The sequence below is a fragment of the Microvirga sp. P4_G7 genome (assembly GCF_056401005.1).
The window spans coordinates 1-3242 of the sequence record NZ_JBFUKD010000445.1; the positions used below are offsets into that span (position 1 = coordinate 1).

General features: G+C 60.6%; 2 protein-coding genes. Both read left to right on the forward strand.

Annotation, left to right across the window (positions count from 1 at the left end; translation table 11 throughout):
- Positions 1-1453: amidohydrolase (locus tag AC1DT3_RS16110; protein ID WP_477466255.1), on the forward strand; the 1453-nt coding region annotated here is incomplete at its 5' end.
- Between the two features lie 119 nt (positions 1454-1572).
- Positions 1573-3162, forward strand: coding sequence for an ABC transporter substrate-binding protein (locus AC1DT3_RS16115; RefSeq protein WP_477466256.1), 1590 nt, complete (start codon positions 1573-1575; stop codon positions 3160-3162).
- The last annotated feature ends 80 nt before the right edge of the window (positions 3163-3242 follow it).

A 3242-nucleotide genomic window follows, 5' to 3' on the forward strand; every position in this document is an offset into this window, starting at 1 on the left:
CGCCACACCCGGCTTGAACGATTCGCATCTTCATTTGGTGTCGCTCGGCCTGACGATGGATTGGGTGGACGCACGCCCCACCACGGTGCCGACGCTCGACGGATTGCTGGCGGCGATCAAAGCGCGCGCGGCGGATGCGCCCCGCGGGACCTGGATCCTGGCGCGCGGCTACGACCAGACCAAACTCGACGTCCAACGCCATCCCCATCGCGGTGAACTCGATCAGGCCGCTCCGGATCACCCGGTGATGGTGGTGCGCACGTGTGGACACGTTTCGGTCTGCAATTCGGCGGCGCTCTCTCTCGCCGGGATCGATGAAAACTCGCCGACACCGCAAGGGGGATTGATCGAGCAGGAAAACGGTCGATTGACTGGTCTGTTGGCGGAGAACGCGCGCGCGCCGGTCTGGGCGGTGATCCCGCCGCCGACCGAGGATGCGCTTGTCGCGGCCATCGAGCGCGGCGGCGAACATCTCCTCTCCTACGGCATTACCAGCTGCATGGACGCCGCCGTGGGCCAGCGTGGCGGGTTTGGAGAAATATCGGCCTACCATCGCGCGAAGCGCGAAGGACGCCTGCCTGTGCGGACGTGGCTGGCGCTGCTGGGCGATCCGGACCGCTCGATCGTACACAAATGCTGCGAGGCCGGACTTATCTCCGGCACCGGCGACGACATGCTGATGATCGGTGCGATCAAGTTCTTCCTCGACGGATCGGCGGGCGGGCGCACGGCCTGGATGACTGAGCCGTACCTCGGTGGCGACGGCACGACGGGCGTGCAGATGATGCCGGATCGAGAGTTGAACGACCTTGTCATGGATGCGCACGCGAAAGGATTTCAGCTTGCGTGCCACGCCATCGGCGATGCGGCCATCGAGCAATTGATCACCGCCTACGAGCTCGCACTTGCAGCAATCCCGGATCCCGACCGGCGGCACCGCGTCGAGCATTGCGGATTCTCGACGCCGGAGCAGCACCGCCGGATGGTCGCTGCCGGAATTTACCCGTGTCCGCAGCAAGTCTTCATCTACGATTTCGGCGACGCCTATGTCTCCGTTCTCGGTGCGGAACGAGGCCTGCCGAGCTATCCGTTCAAGACGTGGTTCGATCTTGGTCTCAAGCCGGCGACCGGCAGCGACGCGCCTGTCTGCGAACCCAATCCGTTTCCCAATTTCTATGCGATGCTGACGCGCAAGACATGGAAGGGAACGGTGATGGATGCGCACGAATGCGTATCGATCGAAGAGGCGCTGCAGGCCTATACCGAGTTCGGCGCTTTCTCGCAGAAGATGGAGGACGTCAAAGGCAAACTCGTTCCGGGGCAGCTTGCAGACATCGCCGTGTTCTCGCGCAATCTGCTGACTGCCTCACCCGAGGACATCCTTGACAACACGCATTGCGAACTTACGATCCGAGGAGGTGCGATCGTCTACGATCGTCTGGGCGTCACTTAAAAAATCATAAGGGGGACGCGCCTCGACACCTGGCTGCACTCGACAAGAAGAGTGTGTGAACCCGCGGCTCGCACTGCGGGACTAATCCGCGAAAGCTTTCGCATTTGGGAGGACTAGACGTGCTCAAGACATTCGTTGTCGCCTCGGCACTCGCCCTGGCTGTCACTGGCGCTGCCGAAGCGCAAACGCCGCGCAAGGGCGGCACGATCCGCTTCACGGCGCCTTACGGGTCGAGCTTCGCCAATCTCGATATTCATACCTCCAATCGCGCGCAGGACGAAATCTACGCCAAGGCAATCCATCGGACTCTCTACAACTGGGATTCGAACGCCAACAAGCCGGTGCTCGAACTCGGCACGGCGGTTTCCGTCTCCGGTGATGGTCTYGTTCATACCTTCAAGCTTCGCGACGATGCCTTCTTCCACAATGGAAGAAAGATGACCGCAGACGACATCATCTGGACCTTCAATCGCATCATGGACGGGTCGAAGGCGTTCCCCGGTGCGCGCTATGTGCGCTTGATCAAAGGCGCGGTCGACGTCGAGAAGGGACAGGCGAAGACGATCTCCGGCCTCAAGAAGATCGACGATTCGACCCTCGAAATGACGCTGACCGAGAAGGTCGATCCGGCCTATTATTTCTGGACCGCGACGACATCGATTTATCCGGCCGATGAAGCGGCGAAAGATTCCTTCCAGACGAAACCGATCGGCCTCGGTCCCTACAAGTTCGTCGAGTACGTTCCCGGATCGCGCATCGTCGGTGAACGCTGGGAGAAGTTCTACAAGCCGGGCAAGCCCTATGCCGACAAGGTCTCGATCATGATCATGGGCGAGGCGTCTGCGCGCGACGTCGCATTCCGCAACAAGGAAATCGACGTGTCGATTCTCGGCCCGGCACAGTATGTGGCGTATCAGGCCGATCCCAATCTCTCGAAGGGCATTCTCGAAGTCGCCGAAGTGTACACGCGCGTCATGGGAATGAACCCCAACTTCAAGCCGTTCGCCGACAAGCGCGTACGGCAGGCGATCAACCACGCCATCGACGCGGACCTGATCATCAAGCGACTCGTCAAGGATAAGGCGTACCGCGCGACGAGCTGGCTGCCGTTGTCGTCCCCGGCCTACGACAAGGCCTTGAAGCCCTACGCCTACGATCCCGCGAAGGCCAAGAAGCTGCTCGCCGAAGCTGGCTATCCAGAAGGTTTCGAGTTCGAATGGACCGCGACTTCGAACGAGAGCTGGGGCATCCAGATCGTCGAAGCCGTCATTCCGATGCTGGAGAAGGTCGGCATCAAGGCGAAGATCAAGCCCGTCGAAGGTTCAGTGCTGTCGGAAGTCGTGCGCAAGGGCGATTTCCAAGCCTTCATCTGGTCGCTCTCGACGGGACCCGATCCGCTCGCGACGATGAAGTGCTTCGATTCCGCGACGCCGCAATCGGCTTGTAACTACACGCTCTACAAGAATGCCGATGTCGACAAGCTTCTCGCCGAGGCAGGCGCGACCGACGATGCCGCAAAGCGCATCGACAACCTGAAGAAGGTCAACGCAATCGTCTACGACGACGCGCCATATTGGTTCTTCAACTACAACAAGGCGGTCATGGCGCATCAGCCTTGGCTGAAGGGCCTGCAGGCCAACGCCACCGAACTCGCGATCCAGAACTACGAAGATATCTGGGTCGACGATTCGTCGCCGGCCGCGAAGTAGCGCCCAAACAGAAGCATCTAACGACATGAAGATCCCGGCACCTCCGCTTCGGCGCGAGTGTCGGGATTGGGGGTCTGAAT